Annotated in this window: 14 protein-coding genes; 6 read left to right on the forward strand and 8 right to left on the reverse strand. The window is 73.1% G+C overall.

Annotated elements, in window-relative coordinates; translation table 11 throughout:
• Positions 1 to 4 precede the first annotated feature (4 nt).
• The 5 genes from kdpB to kdpF (ABT092_RS03795) form a co-directional block, all read right to left on the reverse strand.
• The gene (gene kdpB, locus ABT092_RS03775) at positions 5 to 2116 is read right to left on the reverse strand and encodes a potassium-transporting ATPase subunit KdpB (RefSeq protein ID WP_351239397.1); all 2112 of its coding nucleotides are present in this window, start codon (positions 2114 to 2116) and stop codon (positions 5 to 7) included.
• Between the two features lie 35 nt (positions 2117 to 2151).
• Complete coding sequence (gene kdpA / locus ABT092_RS03780; RefSeq protein ID WP_351239399.1) at positions 2152 to 3813, reverse strand: potassium-transporting ATPase subunit KdpA; 1662 nt, start codon at positions 3811 to 3813, stop codon at positions 2152 to 2154.
• 8 nt (positions 3814 to 3821) lie between these two features.
• Positions 3822 to 3911, reverse strand: coding sequence for a K(+)-transporting ATPase subunit F (gene kdpF / locus ABT092_RS03785; RefSeq protein WP_351239401.1), 90 nt, complete (start codon positions 3909 to 3911; stop codon positions 3822 to 3824).
• Complete coding sequence (locus ABT092_RS03790) at positions 3908 to 4048, reverse strand: hypothetical protein (protein ID WP_351239403.1); 141 nt, start codon at positions 4046 to 4048, stop codon at positions 3908 to 3910. The genes kdpF (ABT092_RS03785) and ABT092_RS03790 overlap by 4 nt, the downstream gene beginning before the upstream one ends.
• A gap of 365 nt (positions 4049 to 4413) precedes the next feature.
• Positions 4414 to 4503 (reverse strand): K(+)-transporting ATPase subunit F, encoded by a 90-nt coding sequence (kdpF, locus tag ABT092_RS03795; protein WP_351239405.1) that lies wholly within the window; start codon positions 4501 to 4503, stop codon positions 4414 to 4416.
• A 287-nt stretch (positions 4504 to 4790) separates the two neighbouring features.
• Between kdpF (ABT092_RS03795) and ABT092_RS03800 the strand changes: the two genes are divergently transcribed.
• Complete coding sequence (locus tag ABT092_RS03800; protein WP_351239407.1) at positions 4791 to 5636, forward strand: polysaccharide deacetylase family protein; 846 nt, start codon at positions 4791 to 4793, stop codon at positions 5634 to 5636.
• A gap of 37 nt (positions 5637 to 5673) precedes the next feature.
• Here ABT092_RS03800 and ABT092_RS03805 read toward each other — a convergent pair whose 3' ends face one another.
• Both ABT092_RS03805 and ABT092_RS03810 read right to left on the reverse strand, forming a co-directional pair.
• The gene (locus ABT092_RS03805; protein ID WP_351239409.1) at positions 5674 to 6801 is read right to left on the reverse strand and encodes an SDR family oxidoreductase; all 1128 of its coding nucleotides are present in this window, start codon (positions 6799 to 6801) and stop codon (positions 5674 to 5676) included.
• Positions 6802 to 6914: 113 nt separating this feature from the next.
• Positions 6915 to 7778, reverse strand: a complete 864-nt coding sequence (locus ABT092_RS03810) for a helix-turn-helix domain-containing protein (protein WP_351239411.1) — start codon at positions 7776 to 7778, stop codon at positions 6915 to 6917.
• 106 nt (positions 7779 to 7884) lie between these two features.
• On the opposite strand from ABT092_RS03810, the gene ABT092_RS03815 reads away from it, so the two are divergent.
• From ABT092_RS03815 to ABT092_RS03825, 3 genes are all read left to right on the forward strand, one after another.
• On the forward strand, positions 7885 to 8325 hold the full coding sequence (locus ABT092_RS03815; protein ID WP_351239413.1) for an SRPBCC family protein: 441 nt from the start codon (positions 7885 to 7887) through the stop codon (positions 8323 to 8325).
• A gap of 155 nt (positions 8326 to 8480) precedes the next feature.
• Positions 8481 to 10223: a PucR family transcriptional regulator gene (locus ABT092_RS03820; RefSeq protein ID WP_351239415.1), complete on the forward strand. Its 1743-nt coding sequence runs from the start codon at positions 8481 to 8483 to the stop codon at positions 10221 to 10223.
• 192 nt (positions 10224 to 10415) lie between these two features.
• Entirely contained in the window at positions 10416 to 11225 is an 810-nt protein-coding gene (locus ABT092_RS03825; protein ID WP_351239417.1) for a hypothetical protein, read from the forward strand.
• Positions 11226 to 11246: 21 nt separating this feature from the next.
• Here the strand turns inward: ABT092_RS03825 and ABT092_RS03830 are convergent, their stop codons facing one another.
• Entirely contained in the window at positions 11247 to 12113 is an 867-nt protein-coding gene (locus ABT092_RS03830) for a GntR family transcriptional regulator (RefSeq protein ID WP_351239419.1), read from the reverse strand.
• A 145-nt stretch (positions 12114 to 12258) separates the two neighbouring features.
• Here ABT092_RS03830 and ABT092_RS03835 point away from each other — a divergent pair, with 145 nt between their 5' ends.
• Complete coding sequence (locus ABT092_RS03835; protein WP_351239421.1) at positions 12259 to 13161, forward strand: (2Fe-2S)-binding protein; 903 nt, start codon at positions 12259 to 12261, stop codon at positions 13159 to 13161.
• 187 nt (positions 13162 to 13348) lie between these two features.
• Positions 13349 to 14401: a DUF2637 domain-containing protein gene (locus ABT092_RS03840; protein ID WP_351239423.1), complete on the forward strand. Its 1053-nt coding sequence runs from the start codon at positions 13349 to 13351 to the stop codon at positions 14399 to 14401.
• Positions 14402 to 14403: the final 2 nt, after the last annotated feature.

Raw genomic sequence — 14403 nt, forward strand, 5'->3', positions numbered from 1 at the left:
GCGGTCAGCCGATCCCGGGGATGAGGGAGATGAGCAGGTCGATGGCCTTGATGCCGAGGAAGGGCGCGATCAGCCCGCCGAGTCCGTAGATCCCGAGGTTGCGGCGGAGCAGCCGGTCGGCGCTCACCGCCCGGTAGCGCACGCCGCGCAGGGCGAGCGGGACCAGGGCGATGATGACGAGCGCGTTGAAGACGACCGCGGACAGGATCGCCGAGTCGGGCGAGGAGAGCCGCATGACGTTCAGCGTGTCCAGGCCCGGGTACACCGCCGCGAACAGCGCGGGGATGATCGCGAAGTACTTGGCCACGTCGTTGGCGATGGAGAAGGTGGTGAGCGCGCCGCGGGTGATCAGCAGTTGCTTGCCGATCTCGACGATCTCGATCAGCTTGGTCGGGTTGGAGTCGAGGTCGACCATGTTCCCGGCCTCCTTGGCGGCGGAGGTGCCGGTGTTCATGGCGACGCCGACGTCGGCCTGGGCGAGCGCCGGGGCGTCGTTGGTGCCGTCGCCGGTCATCGCGACCAGCTTGCCGCCCGCCTGCTCCCGTTTGATGAGGGCCATCTTGTCCTCGGGGGTGGCCTCGGCGAGGAAGTCGTCGACGCCCGCCTCCTCGGCGATGGCCTTCGCGGTCAGCGGGTTGTCCCCGGTGATCATGACGGTCTTGATGCCCATGCGGCGCAGTTCGGCGAACCGTTCCCGCATGCCGTCCTTGACCACGTCCTTGAGGTGGATCACCCCGAGCACCCTCGCTCCGGCCCCGTCCTCGACGGCGACCAGCAGCGGGGTGCCGCCGGAGGCGGAGATCCCCTCGGCGAGGGCGGACGCGTCCGGGGCGATGGTGCCGCCCTGGTCGCGGACCCAGGCGAGGACCGCGCCGGAGGCGCCCTTGCGGACCTTGCGGCCGTCGACGTCGACGCCGGACATCCGGGTCTGGGCGGTGAAGGCGATCCAGTCGGCGTCCGCCAACTCCCCGCGGTGGCGCTCGCGCAGCCCGTACCGCTCCTTGGCGAGCACGACGATCGAGCGGCCCTCGGGGGTCTCGTCGGCGAGGGAGGACAACTGCGCGGCGTCGGCCACCTCGGCCTCGGTGGTCCCGTCGACCGGGACGAACGCGGCGGCCTGACGGTTGCCGAGGGTGATGGTGCCCGTCTTGTCGAGCAGCAGGGTGGAGACGTCGCCGGCGGCCTCGACGGCGCGGCCGGACATGGCGAGGACGTTGCGCTGCACCAGCCGGTCCATGCCCGCGATGCCGATGGCGGAGAGCAGCGCCCCGATGGTGGTGGGGATGAGGCAGACCAGCAGCGCCACCAGCACCACCATGGACAGTTCGGTCCCGGCGTACTCGGCGAACGGCGGCAGGGTGACCACCGCGAGCAGGAAGACGATGGTGAGCGAGGCGAGCAGGATGTTGAGCGCGACCTCGTTCGGGGTCTTCTGCCGGGCGGCGCCCTCGACCAGGCCGATCATCCGGTCGATGAAGGTCTCGCCGGGCTTGGTGGTGATGGCCACGACGATCCGGTCGGAGAGCACCTTGGTGCCGCCGGTGACCGCGGAGCGGTCGCCGCCGGACTCCCGGATGACGGGTGCGGACTCGCCGGTGATGGCGGACTCGTCGACGGAGGCGACGCCGTCGACGACGTCGCCGTCCCCGGGGATGATGTCGCCCGCCTCGCACACCACCCGGTCCCCGACGCGCAGTTCGGTGCCGGGCACCTGTTCCTCGGTGCGGCCGTCCGCGGCCAGGCGCCGGGCGACCGTGTCGGTCTTGGCCTTGCGCAGGGTGTCGGCCTGGGCCTTGCCGCGCCCCTCGGCGACGGCTTCGGCGAGGTTGGCGAAGAGGACGGTGAGCCAGAGCCAGGCGGAGATGGTCCAGCCGAACCAGTCGCCGGGGTCGGTGAGGGAGAAGGCGGTGGTGAGCACCGAACCGACCAGGACCACGAACATGACGGGCGACTTGACCATCAGTCGCGGGTCGAGCTTGCGGACGGCGTCGGGCAGCGACCGCAGCAGTTGCGCCGGGTCGAAGAGGCCGGCGCCCACCCGGTCCTTGCGTCCGGTCGGGACGTCCTGGTGGGGCGCCCGGGTCGGCGAGGCGCCGGGCGGCGCGGAAACGGTCATGGGGTCACCTGCGGTGTTGTCGGTGCGCGGGGTCATCACGCCAACCCTTCCGCGAGCGGGCCGAGGGCCAGGGCGGGGAAGTAGGTCAGACCGGTGATGATGAGGATGGTTCCGGCGAGGAGCCCGGTGAACAGCGGCTTGTCGGTGCGCAGGGTGCCGGAGGTGACGGGCACGGGTTGCTGCGCGGCGAGCGAGCCGGCGAGGGCCAGCACGAACACCATGGGGACGAACCGTCCGAGCAGCATCGCGAGGCCGATCGTGGTGTTGTACCACTGGGTGTCGGCGCCGAGGCCGGCGAAGGCCGACCCGTTGTTGTTGGCGCCCGAGGTATAGGCGTAGAGCACTTCGGTGAAGCCGTGCGCGCCGGGGTTGAGGATCGAGTCCGGCGGGGTGGGCAGGGCCATGGCCGCGCTGGTGAAGACGAGGACGAGCGTCGGGGTGACGAGGATGTAGCAGGCGGCGAGCTTGATCTCGCGGGTGCCGATCTTCTTGCCCAGGTACTCGGGGGTGCGGCCGACCATCAGTCCGGCGAGGAACACCGCGATGATCGCCATGATCAGCATGCCGTAGAGCCCGGAGCCGACGCCGCCGGGCGCGATCTCGCCCAGCATCATGCCGAGCAGGGTGATCCCGCCGCCCAGCCCGGTGTAGGAGGAGTGGAAGGAGTCCACCGCGCCGGTCGAGGTGAGCGTGGTGGAGACCGCGAAGATCGCCGAACCGGCGATGCCGAACCGGGTCTCCTTGCCCTCCATGGCACCGCCGGCGATCTCGTAGGCGGGCGAGCGGTGGGCGAACTCGGTCCACCACATCAGGACGATGAAGGTGACCCAGATGGCGACCATGGTGCCGAGGATCGCGTACCCCTGGCGCACCGAGCCGACCATGGTGCCGAAGGTGCGGGTGAGGGAGAACGGGATCAGCAGGATCAGGAAGACCTCGAAGAGGTTGGTGAAGGCGTTGGGGTTCTCGAACGGGTGGGCGGAGTTGGCGTTGAAGTAGCCGCCGCCATTGGTGCCGAGTTCCTTGATGACCTCCTGGGAGGCGACGGCACCGCCGTTCCACTGTTGGACGTCCCCGGCGAACTGGCCGACCTCGTGGATGCCGGCGAAGTTCTGGAGGGCGCCGCAGGCCACCAGCACCAGGGCGCCGACCACCGCGAGCGGGAGCAGGATGCGGACCACTCCGCGCACCAGGTCGGCCCAGAAGTTGCCGAGTTCACCGGTGCGGGAGCGGGCGAAGCCGCGGACCAGGGCGACCGCGACGGCCATGCCCACGGCGGCGGAGACGAAGTTCTGCACCGCGAGGCCGCCGGTCTGGACGACGTGTCCCATGGCCTGTTCGCCGTAGTAGGACTGCCAGTTGGTGTTGGAGACGAAGGAGGCCGCGGTGTTGAACGCCTGGTCGGGGTCGATCGAGGCGAAGCCGAGGGAGCCGGGCAGGCTGCCCTGGACCCGTTGCAGCAGGTACAGGAAGAGGACGCCGGCGAAGGAGAAGGCGAGGACGCCGCGCAGGTAGGCCGGCCAGTGCATCTGGACGCCGGGGTTGGCGCCGATGGCCCGGTAGGCCCACTTCTCGACCCGCAGGTGGCGGTCGGAGGAGTAGACGCGTGCCATGTGGTTGCCCAGCGGGCGGTGGGCCAGCGCGAGCGCGGCCATCAGCGCCAGGAGTTGGAGCACTCCAGCGAGTTCGGGGCTCATGACCGGGCTCAGAACCTCTCCGGGTAGATGAGGGCGAGGACGAGATAGCCCAGCAGGGCGACGGCCACGACCAGGCCGACGGTGTTCTCGACGGTCACAGCTTCGTCACCCCCTTGGCGACGAGCGCCACCAGCGCGAAGACCGCGATCGTGGTGACGACGAAGGCCACGTCGGCCATCGTGAGCTCCTGGGTGTGCGGGACGGCCGGCATGATCGACCGGGCGTAATCAGACAATCGGACGGGTTTGAGGAAACCGCTCCCGAGCGGACACCGGCCCTTCGTTGACGCTCCTCTTACGGCGGCCGGCGCGGTCTTGACGGCTCCCATACGTCCTTCGGGTCCGCCCGCCCTGACCTGCACAAAGATCGCCCGATGGGAGGGCGGACGAGGGTGTGACGCGAGGGGCGGAAGGGGCGTCGCGCCGGCCCGGCACCCCCGCCGTCCCACCCCGCGGGCGCTCGCCGCGGGGCCGCACGCCGCACGAGGGCGCCCCCGCTCGACCGGTGCACGCGGGGACCTGCGATGCGGGTGCAGGGGCGGCCCGGCACGGGCCGGGGCGCACGCCGGCGTCCGGGCCCCTCGGGCCCGGACTCCCTGGTTCAGAACCGTTCGGGGAAGATCAGCGCGATCACCAGATAGCCGATCAGGCCCAGGGCGACCAGCAGGCCCACCACGTTCTCCACGGTCACGGCTCGGCTCCTTCGGGGCGCCGGGCGGCATGGCGCGCGTCCGGCTGTCGGGGTTCCGTTCTGCCCCCACACAACCCCGCGCACGGGGTCGACCGGGCCGGTCTTGACGGGCCCTTGGCGGGTCGGCCCCGGACGTTGACATCCCGTTGACGCGGGGTCGGGCCGGTCCGGGGCCGACCACCGCGGTGCGGCCCCACGGGCCCGGAGCCGGTGGGCCCGGCGGGCCGGAAGGCTCCCGGCACCCCCGCTATGCATCCCGTGTATACACCCTGCGTATAGTGACGCCCATGCATGAATCCGATGATCAGATCGGCGCGACCGCGCCCCAGGAACCCGTCACGGCCAACAAGACGGGCAAGCGTCGCTTCAGGTTGCGTCCGCGCACCGTCATCGCGGCTGTGGTGATCGTCACCACCGCCGTGGTCACCACCGGCTGGCTGACCAACTGGGGCCGCCTCGAAACCGAGTCCCCCGCGGACGTCCGGGCCGCCGCCGCGGACGACGGCAAGAACGTCTCCGGCCCGGTCGACTGCCGGAAGGAGAAGTGCATAGCGCTCACCTTCGACGCCGGCCCCGGCAAGTACACCCCGCGCCTGCTGGACATCCTCAAGGAGGAGAAGGTCCCCGCGACCTTCTTCCTGCTGGGCCGCAAGCACATCGACACCTACCCCGAGCTGGTCCGGCGAATAGCCGACGAGAAGCACGAGGTGGCCAGTCACACCTGGACCCACCGTCGGCTCACCGACCTCTCGACCGAGGAGGTGCGCGAGGAGCTGAAGCGGACCAACGACGCGATAGAGGAGCTCACCGGCAAGAAGCCGACGCTGATGCGCCCCCCGCAGGGCCGCACCGACGACGACGTGAACGAGGTCTCGCGCGAGCTCGGGCTCTCCGAGATCCTGTGGACGGTCACGGCCAAGGACTACAAGACCAACGACTCGGACCTCATCGAGGAGCGGGTCCTGGAGCAGGCCGGACGGGACGGGATCATCCTGCTCCACGACATCTACCGCGGCACGGTCCCCGCGGTGCCCGGCATCATCGACAAGCTGAAGGCCGAGGGCTACACCTTCGTCACCGTCTCCCAGCTCTTCGCCCCGGGCGTGCCCGAGCCGGGCACCATCTACCGCTGACGCGGCCCGGCCGCGGCGCCGGCGGGCCCCCGGCGACTCAGGGACGGGGCGGCACCACCCGCTCGGCGCGCAGGGTCGCGAAGAGCGAGGCGAACGCGGCGAGGGTGTCGACGTGCTCGGTGAACCCGGCGGTGCGGCTGCGGGACAGGTCGGCGAAGCACTCCACCGGCCGGTTGAGGTCGGCGTCGGTGTGCCACCAGGAAGCGACCCGCCCCAGGTCGGGTTCGACGAGCCCCTCCCGGGCCGCGATCCTCCGCCAGGTCTCCTCCGTCCCCGCCATCTGTTCCGCGAGCGGTCGGGCCCGGTCGGCGTAGCCCTCCGGCTCGACCCCCAGGAGCTCGGCGATCCGGGGCCACATCCAGCGCCAGCGGAAGGTGTCCCCGTTGACGGTGTTGTACGCCTGGCTGGGCAGCCCCTCGGTGGTCGCGGCCCAGGTCATCTGCCGGGCGAGCAGCCCCGCGTCGACCATGTCGGTGACCCCGTTCCACTGGACCTCGTTGCCGGGGAAGACGAACGGCCGCCCGGCCTCCCGGCACAGGGCGGCCTGGACCGCCAGGGTCGTGCCCATGTTCATCGCGTTGCCCACGGCGTGGCCGATCACCGTGTGCGCCCGGTGGACGCTCCACGAGAACGCGTACCGCGACGCGGCCCGCCACAGCTCGTCCTCCTGGGCGTGGTAGAAGTTCGGCACCGGCAGCCGGGGCGCCGTCTCCCGGAACGGAGTGTCGCTGATCTCCCCCACGGCGTAGGCGTCGAAGGGCCCCGTGTAGTGCTTCATGCCGGTGACCAGGGCGGCGTGGCGCAGACGGCCGGCACCGCCGGCGGCGTCCAGCACGTGGCGGACCATCGCGGAGTTGACGGCGATGTTCTCCGCCTCGGTGGCCCGCGGGCTCCAGGCGGTGAGGAACACCCGGGTCGGGGCGAGCCCGGCCAGCGCCGTCGCCACCGACCGCGGGTCGGTCAGGTCGGCGGTGACCGCGCGCACCCCGGCCCGGGGTTCCGGAGCGGTCCGGGACAGGCTGAGGACCTGCCAGCCGCGCTCGACGAGTTCCCGGCACAGGGCGCGGCCCGCGATGCCGGTGCCGCCCACCACGAGGGCGAGGCGCGGCCGGGTCGGTTCCGGGGCGGACCGGCGGGGGACGGGGGGCACGGGGTGGGTGGTCACGAAGCGTCTCCTGGTTCGTTCCGTCAGCGGGCAGCGCTGATCGCCGGACGGCGCGCGGCCCGGTGGATCGGTGGTCGGGGTGGTGGTCGGTGGCCCGCCGCGGCGGAACGGGCTCAGCCTCGTCGAGGTGCCGGGGCTGCGGCGCCGGTGAGCAGGGCGAGGGCGTCCGCCGACGGGGTACCGGGCTCGGCCGTGTAGACCTCCAGCCGGCAGTCGGGACTGTCGGGCTGGAGCCACACCTGGTAGGTCAGCTCCAGCGGGCCGGCCTCCGGGTGGTTCAGCCGGCGGCTGCCGAAGGTGCAGTCCCGCACGTGCCCCACGGCCCAGAGCGCGGTGAACTCGGTGCTCTTCATGGCGAGTTCGCCGATGAGCGCCGCGAGCTCGGGATCGTCCGGGTGGCGGCCGGCGACCAGCCGCAGATGGCCGACATGGGTGCGTGCGTGCGCTTCCCAGTCGGCTTCCCGTTCGCGCGAGCGGGGGTCCAGGAAGAGCATCCGCGTCAGCGAGGGCCGCCGCGCGGGGTCCTCCGGCGCCTCGGGGTCCAGGTGGCCGGCGAGCAGTGCGTGCCCCGGCGGATTCCAGGCCAGGACGTCGTTGCGGCGGCCCAGCAGCACGGCGGGCAGCCCCGGCAGTGCGTCCAGCAGGGCCAGGGTCCTCGGGTGCGGGACCTCGGGCGGCGCGGGGCGACGGGTGGCGCGCCGGGGGGCGCGCGCCAGGTCGTACAGGTGGGCCCGTTCGGTCTCGTCCAGGCGCAGGGCCCGGGCGAGACCGTCCAGCACGGAGTCCGAGGCGTTGCGGCTGTGCCCCTGTTCCAGCCGGGTGTAGTACGCCACGCTCACCCCGGCCAGCCGGGCCAGTTCCTCGCGGCGCAGCCCCGGGACGCGGCGGCGCCCGGGCGGCGGCACCAGGCCCGCGTTCACGGGAGTGGTGCGGGCACGGCGGCTGTGGAGGAACTGGCCCAGGTCGCAGGGGTTCATGCGACCGACCCTACGGCGGGCGGACCGGCGTCGGGCGGTGCGAAGGTGTCCCTGCGAGTGGTCGGTCGCGGATCGGGGTCGGCGGGACGGCCCTTAGGCTCGGGGCATGGCACTCGTCGTCGTGGAACGGCACTCCCCGCTCACCGTGATCGAGACGTGGCGGCGGCTGGTCGACTGGGAGCGGCACGGCGCGTACGTCCCGTTCACCCGGATCACCGTGACCACCCCGCCGCCGGTCGGCCCCGGCACCCGGTGCGTGGCCCGCACCGGGATCGGCCGCCTCGGGTTCGACGACCCCATGGAGATCACCGTGTGGATGCCGCCCACCGGGTCCGGCCCCGGGCGTTGTCGTCTGGAGAAGCGGGGACGGCTGGTGCACGGTTGGGCGGAGATCGAGGTGCGTTCCGACCCCTCGGGCGCCCGGGTGCGGTGGCGGGAGGAGCTCCGGGTGCGCGGACTCCCTGGCCCCGGGGACCCGCTGCTCGCGGCGGCCGGTCGACGGCTGTTCGGGCGCACCGTCGACGGCCTGCTGCGCGCGGGCCGCTGAGCGGTCGGAGCGGTCCGCGGATTGGCTGGCCAGACGTCCGGTCTTGTAGATTCGTATGAAGAACGGCTTCCCGTGGGTGTCCGCCCCGGGACGTTCGGCCGACCCCCGGGACGGCCTCCGGACACGGGCAGGAACACGAGGATCGGCGGCGACACATGCGGCTGCGCGCACTGCTGGACACCGACGCGCTGGGGCTGCGGCTGCTCAGCGGCACGGACGAACTGGACCGCACGGTGCGCGGGGTGATGACCACCGACCTGCGGGACCCCAGCCGCTACCTCTCCGGAGGCGAACTGGTGCTCACCGGGCTGGCCTGGCGGCGCGGTGCGGAGGACCCCGAACCGTTCGTGCGCGTCCTGGCGGGCGCCGGGGTGGCCGCCCTCGCGGTCGGCGAGGCGGAACTCGGAGACGTGCCCGAGGCCCTGGTCGCGGTGTGCGTCCGGCATCGGGTGCCGCTGTTCTCGGTCGACGAGCGGGTGGCCTTCGCCACCATCACCGAGCACGTGGTGCGGCAGGTCTCGGGGGAGCGCGCGGGCGACCTCGCGGCGGTGGTCGACCGGCACCGCAGGCTGATGGCCCCCGGCCCGGGGGGCGGCGGCCCGGACGCGGTGCTGGACCTGCTCGGCACCGACCTGGACCTACGGGCCTGGGTGCTCTCCCCGACCGGGCGTCGGATCGCCGGCCCACACACCGCCGGACGCACGCTCTCCGAGGAGGCGTGCACGGCGCTCGCGACGGCGCACCTGACCGCGGTGCGCAGCGGTCGACGGGGCCCCTACCGGACGACGGTCGGCGACGCCCCCTACGCACTGTTCCCGGTGCGGGGCGGGCGGACCGCGCCGGGCGGCGCCCGGGAGGCGCGCGAGGTCGCGGGCACCGCGGCCGCGCTCACCGAGTGGGTGCTGGTGGTGGCGGCCGACATCGGGGACTGGCCCGAGGAGCGGCTCGACCTGGTGCACGGGGTGGGCCAGCTGATCGCGGTGGAACGGGACCGCCGGGACGCGGCGCGCACCGTGCGGCGGCAGCTCGCCCACGAGGTGTGGGAGTTGGTGCGCTCGGACGCGGCCCCCGCCGAGGTGGCAGCCCGGCTGCGGGTGGCCGGACCGGTGCTGTTGCCGGGCCGGACGACCGCGCCCCACTGGCAGGTGGTGGTGGCCCGCATCGAGGGGTCCGGGGCGCCGGACGGTCGGGGCACCGGCGCCGAGCAGGGCGTCGAGGACCGGGGTCGGCTGGCCCGGGCACTGCTGGAGGAGGTCCTGGTCGACCCGTTGGCGACCGGGACCGGGCCGGTGGACCGGATCGCCGTCGCCTATGCCGGGGACGAGGCCGTCGCCCTGGTGCCGTTGGTGGCGTCCGATGCCGAGGAGCGGGACGCCGAGCCGGGCGAGGGCCCCGCCCGGGGCGAGTTGGTGGCCGAAACGCTGCTGCGGTCGGTGCGGGAGCCGTTGACCGCCGGGCTCGGCGAGGGCGGGCGGCTCACCCTCGGGGTGAGCGCGGCGGTGCACTCGGCGGAGGGCTTGCGCGGGGCCCTGGAGGAGGCCCGGCACGCCCGCCGGGTGGCGGCGGCCCGGCCCGGCCCGGTCAGCGCGGCGGGCCACCAGGAGTTGGCCTCGCACGTGTTGCTGCTGCCCTTCGTGCCCGACGACGTCCGGCGGGCGTTCACCGCACGGCTGCTCGACCCGCTGCGGGCCTACGACCGGCGGCACCGGGCGGACCTGGTGGAGACCCTGGAGGCGTTCCTGGACTCGGACGGCTCGTGGACCCGCTGCGCCGCCCGACTGCACCTGCACGTCAACACGCTGCGCTACCGCGTCGGACGGATCGAGCAGTTGACGGGGCGGGACCTGTCCCGACTGGAGGACAAGTTGGACTTCTTCCTCGCCCTGCGGATGAGCTGACCCCCCAAGGGGCCCGTGCGTCTCCGGTCGTCCGCCGTCGCCTCCCGGACACCGCTGCTACCCCGCTCCGCTCCGGTGCGCACCCCCAAGACTTTGTGAAAAGTTTCACCCATCCTCTTGGCCCGGCCCTCGGTTCCGTGCTGAGATTCCGCATCGGCTCAGGAACACGAGGGTGTGCTCGGGGAGGGCGATGTGGCGTTTACCGCGGTGTCTGGTTCAGGAACGACCTCCAGTGACGATCCGCTCCAGACCGCGGTATGGCGGTTGCGTTCGCGCGCGTGCTGGGGCGATGCCGCCGCACTGCTGGAACGACGGGCCCGGACGGACTTCGGAGCGGCGCTCCAACGGGTCGCCCTGTTCGTCGAGCGCTGCCTCTACACCGAACAGGGTTGGGCGGAGGCGGAGGACGCGCTGCGCACCGCCGAAGCCCTGGCCCGCGGGGACGACGAACGGGGCGCCGCCGCCTGCGAACGGGGCCAACTCGCCTACGCCGCCACCCTGCTCGGGGTCCGCGACCGCGCCGACGAGGCCCGTTCCGCGCTCGGTCGGGCCGCGGCCCTGATCGCGCCGCAGGCACCGGGACGGGCACTGTTGGACTTCCGCCGGGGCCTGATCGCGGAGAACCTGGCCGATTCCCCGGAGGCCGCCCGGGCCGCTTACCGGCGCGCCCACACCGCGGCCACCACCGCCGGGGACGCCTTGCTGCTCTCGTTCACCTGGCGCCAGCTGGCCGGGCTCGACCTGCGCGAGGGCGAACGGGGCGGGGCCCGGCACGGCTTCGCCGAGTCGTTGCGCATCCGCGAGGAGTTGGGCTACCTGGTCGGCACCGCCCCGGCGCTGGCCTCGCTCGCCGAAGCGGAACCGGAGCCGGAGGCCACCCGGCTGCGCCAGGAGGCCGGACGGCTGCTGCGCCTGCTCGGCGGGGTCCCCACCTGGCTCGGCGGCCAGTTGGCCGCCGCCCAGGCGCTCGCGGCGCGCAGCGCCGAGCCGACGGCTTCCTGAGCCCCGGCCTCCGACCGCGGCTCAGGAACCGGAGAAGTGGGCGCGGGCCAGTCGCCGGACCGCGTCCGCGTCCCGGGCGGCCAGGGCGTCGAGGAGCGCGGTGTGCTCGGCGGCGTCGGCCATCAGGTCGGCCCGCTGCCGCGGCAGCGGGCCGCTGAGCAACGGCCACTGGGCGCGGCGGTGCAGGTCGTCGGCCACCTGCACCAACTGCTGGTTGCCGGAGAGGGCGAGGAGCGCCCGGTGGAAGGCGCGGTCCGACTCCGCGTAGGCGGCGCGGTCGCCGCACGCCGCCGCCGCGGCGGCGGCCTCGGCCAGCGGGCGCAGCTCGGCCCAGCAGGCCGTGGGCACGGTGGTGGCGAGCCTCAGCAGCACGGGCACTTCGATCAGCGCCCGCACCTCGGCCAGCTCGGCGAGTTGTCGGGCACTGCGCTCCACCACCCGGAAGCCCCGGTTCGGCACCACCTCGACGGCGCCCTCGGTGGCGAGTTGCTGCATGGCCTCGCGCACCGGGGTGGCGGAGACCCCGAGCCGTTCGCCGAGCAGGGGCGCGGAGTACACCTCGCCGGGTGCCAGTTCCCCCTCCACCAGCGCGACCCGCAGCGCGGCGAGCACCTGGCCGCGCACGCTGGCGCGGACCACGGAGCCGCGGCGGGGCAGCGGCGGGGGCTGGTCGTGGGTGTGCTCCCCGCGGGCGCTCGGACCCGGGTCCCCGGGACGCGCCTGGACCGGTACCCGACCGCGCTCCGGTCCGACCGGGACGGCGGAGGCCTGGCGGGCGGGGTCCCCTAACGGCCGGGGCGGGCGGCCCGGGGTCCGCGGGGTGCGGTCGTCGTCGACCGGGCCGGTACCGGTCGGGACCGGTGCGGGCAGTGGTCCGGGACGGGTCATCGGGGTCCTCCTCCGGCGCTCGTGCACTGCGGCGGCCCGGTGACCGCTCCCGAGAACCATAGGCCGACCGGCCCCCGGCCCACACCACGATCACATCAGGTAAGGTTAGCCTTACCTGTCGGCATTCATGATTCGGTGGTCCAGGATGAGCACTCCCGCCCCCGCCGTGGAGATCTCCCGCTCGCATGGCGCACGCCCGTGCACGATCACCGACGGTCGTCCGCCCCCCTCCCCCGTCGCCGCGGCCTACGCCCGGCTGACCGAGGTCTTCCCCGGACTCAGGATCGACGAACTGGCCCCCGGCGAACGGCAGCCGGAAGGCGGCGGCTGGGTGACCGCGACCCGACTGTCCGCCGGAGGCGCGGAACTGGACGCCTTCCTCGCCTGGGACGCGGCCCAGGTGCTCCGGGACTACGGCCAGCAGGCCCGGCCCGACGTGGTCGCCAGCTTCGGCCTGCACCGTTACGCGTGGCCCGCCTGCCTCCTCATCACCCTGCCCTGGTTCCTGCACCGCCGGGTGCCCCGCTTCCCCACCGACCGGGTCTCCTTCCAACGGGCCCTGGGACGGATGTCGGTGCGCGTGGGCACGTTCTCCTGCCTTCCGGACGACCCCCTGACCGAGCACCCCGACGCCCGGGTGGTCCCCGACGAGGAGGCACTGCGGGTGGAGGTGCGGGCGGCGGTGGCCGAGCACCTGGAGCCGCTGCTCGGCGGGTTCGGCCCGCGCATGCGCCGGCGCGGGCGGGCCCTGTGGGGCATGGCCACCGACGAGATCGTGGAGGGGCTCTGGTACGTCTCCCACCTCCTCGGCGAGGAGGAGCGCGGCATGCGCGAGCTGGAGGCGCTGCTGCCGGGGGCGACCAAGCCCTACGCGGGGGCCGCGGACTTCCGGATGTTGACGGGCCCTCACGGGCAGTCTTTGCCAACCCGCGACCGCGCGAGCTGCTGTTTGTTCTATACGCTGCGCCCCGAGGAAACCTGCGTCACGTGCCCCCGGACCTGCGATGAGGATAGGGTGGCCAGGCTCAGTGAGGCAGCTTCCTCCTGAACAGCCCGTACCGGTAATGTGAGGCGAACTCAACTCGCACCACTCGCGCGGGAGTTCGAGCGGATGGCGACACGTGGTGGCTCCCCACACCCCCTTGGCGTTCTCTTGCACCGAAAGCTCCTGTCCGGCTCCGGGTTTGAGGAACGATGGCGCCCGAAAAGCCCTACTGCGACGCAAGGGACGCGTGATGAGATTGACCGACATATCGCTTGACTGGTTGCTTCCGGGCGCCGTTCTGCTCCTGGGCATTCTGGCGGCGGTTGCGGTGCTGGCGCGGTCCAAGCGGGCCAAGGAGCAGTCCAAGCCCGCGGACGACTCCTGGGAGCGCAGCGAGGAGCGCCGCAGGCGCAAGGAGGCGATGTACGCCACCGCCTCCTACGTGCTGCTGTTCTGCTGTGCGGCCGTCGCGGCGGCGTTGTCCTTCCACGGGCTGGTCGGCTTCGGCCGGCAGAACCTGAACCTCTCCGGCGGCTGGGAGTACCTCGTTCCGTTCGGTCTGGACGGTGCGGCCATGTTCTGCTCCGTCCTGGCCGTCCGCGAGGCCAGCCACGGTGACGCGGCCCTCGGTTCGCGCCTGCTGGTGTGGCTGTTCGCCGGTGCCGCCGCCTGGTTCAACTGGGTGCACGCCCCGCGCGGACTGGAGCACGCGGGTGCTCCGCACTTCTTCGCGGGGATGTCGCTGTCGGCGGCGATCCTCTTCGACCGCGCGCTGAAGCAGACCCGCCGGGCCGCGCTGCGCGAACAGGGCCTGGTGCCCCGTCCGCTGCCGCAGATCCGGGTGGTCCGTTGGCTGCGCGCTCCCCGGGAGACCTTCGCGGCCTGGTCGTTGATGCTGCTGGAGAACGTGCGCACGCTGGACGAGGCCGTGGACGAGGTGCGGGAGGACCGCCGTCAGAAGCTGCACAACCGTCAGGTCCAGCGCGAGCAGCAGAAGCTGAAGCGCGCTCAGCTGAAGGCCATCAGCCGCAGCCACCACCGGGGGGTCCTGACCCGCGGCGGACGTCAGGTGGAGGTGCAGCCGGCGGTGACGGCGGGCACGGGTTCTGCCCAGTCCGGCGCGGACCCTGCCATACCGGAGGAACAGCCGCCCTCGCCCGCATCACCGCGTTCCCTCGCCCCCGTCCGTCGGAAAGGTGAGCCCATCACGGTCGACCTGACCGCCGAGGACGACACCCAGGCCCTGCCGAGGTTGGACTCCTTGGAACGCAAGCTGAAGGACCTGGAGCAGCAGTTCGGCTGACG

The organism is Streptomyces sp. NPDC002490, from assembly GCF_040296045.1.
Taxonomy (GTDB): Bacteria; Actinomycetota; Actinomycetes; order Streptomycetales; family Streptomycetaceae; genus Streptomyces.

What these genes read in the sequence shown, in the direction of transcription:
- ABT092_RS03835 (WP_351239421.1), top strand. Translation starts at nt 12,259, where the DNA reads ATGAGCACTCCCGCCCCCGCCGTGGAGATCTCCCGCTCGCATGGCGCA.
- kdpB (WP_351239397.1), bottom strand. Translation starts at nt 2,116, where the DNA reads ATGACCGTTTCCGCGCCGCCCGGCGCCTCGCCGACCCGGGCGCCCCAC.
- kdpA (WP_351239399.1), bottom strand. Translation starts at nt 3,813, where the DNA reads ATGAGCCCCGAACTCGCTGGAGTGCTCCAACTCCTGGCGCTGATGGCC.
- ABT092_RS03815 (WP_351239413.1), top strand. Translation starts at nt 7,885, where the DNA reads ATGGCACTCGTCGTCGTGGAACGGCACTCCCCGCTCACCGTGATCGAG.
- ABT092_RS03800 (WP_351239407.1), top strand. Translation starts at nt 4,791, where the DNA reads ATGCATGAATCCGATGATCAGATCGGCGCGACCGCGCCCCAGGAACCC.
- ABT092_RS03820 (WP_351239415.1), top strand. Translation starts at nt 8,481, where the DNA reads ATGCGGCTGCGCGCACTGCTGGACACCGACGCGCTGGGGCTGCGGCTG.
- ABT092_RS03840 (WP_351239423.1), top strand. Translation starts at nt 13,349, where the DNA reads ATGAGATTGACCGACATATCGCTTGACTGGTTGCTTCCGGGCGCCGTT.
- ABT092_RS03810 (WP_351239411.1), bottom strand. Translation starts at nt 7,778, where the DNA reads ATGAACCCCTGCGACCTGGGCCAGTTCCTCCACAGCCGCCGTGCCCGC.
- ABT092_RS03830 (WP_351239419.1), bottom strand. Translation starts at nt 12,113, where the DNA reads ATGACCCGTCCCGGACCACTGCCCGCACCGGTCCCGACCGGTACCGGC.